Genomic DNA, 624 nt, shown 5'->3' on the forward strand with positions numbered 1-624 from the left:
AAATCTAAAAGCTGAAAGCAAAAACAAATACGAAACTTTGGAAAACCCAAGGTTAAGCTAATAAGAGCGTATGGTGGATGCCTAGGCGCTAGGAGCCGAAGAAGGACGGAGCGAACGCCGAAACGCCACGGGGAGCTGTAAGCAAGCATTGAGCCGTGGATATCCGAATGGGGGAACCCAGTATCCGTAATGGGATACTACCCATACCTGAACACATAGGGTATGAGGAGGCAGACCCAGGGAACTGAAACATCTAAGTACCTGGAGGAAAAGAAAACAAAAGTGATTCCCTAAGTAGCGGCGAGCGAACGGGGAGAAGCCCAAACCTATACTATGTAAGCCTACAAGCGTTGTAATATAGGTGTTGCGGGGCATAGAAGGGGTGTTTGTAGACACCCACAAAGACAACAAACGGTATTCGAACCAATTGGGAAATTGGACCGAAGAAGGTGAAAGTCCTGTAGAAGAAACCGTTTCGCGCTTTGTTTATGACCCCAAGTACGGCGGGACACGTGAAATCCCGTCGGAATCCAGGAGGACCATCTCCTAAGGCTAAATACTACCTAGCGACCGATAGTGAACCAGTACCGTGAGGGAAAGGTGAAAAGCACCCCGGGAGGGGAG

1 rRNA gene is annotated in these 624 nt (G+C 49.2%); it reads left to right on the forward strand.

Annotated elements, in window-relative coordinates:
* Positions 1 to 50: 50 nt before the first annotated feature.
* Positions 51 to 624 (forward strand): 23S ribosomal RNA (locus BHF68_RS08565); the annotation flags it as partial.

The sequence above is a fragment of the Desulfuribacillus alkaliarsenatis genome, assembly GCF_001730225.1.
GTDB classification, from domain to species: domain Bacteria; phylum Bacillota; class Bacilli; order Desulfuribacillales; family Desulfuribacillaceae; genus Desulfuribacillus; species Desulfuribacillus alkaliarsenatis.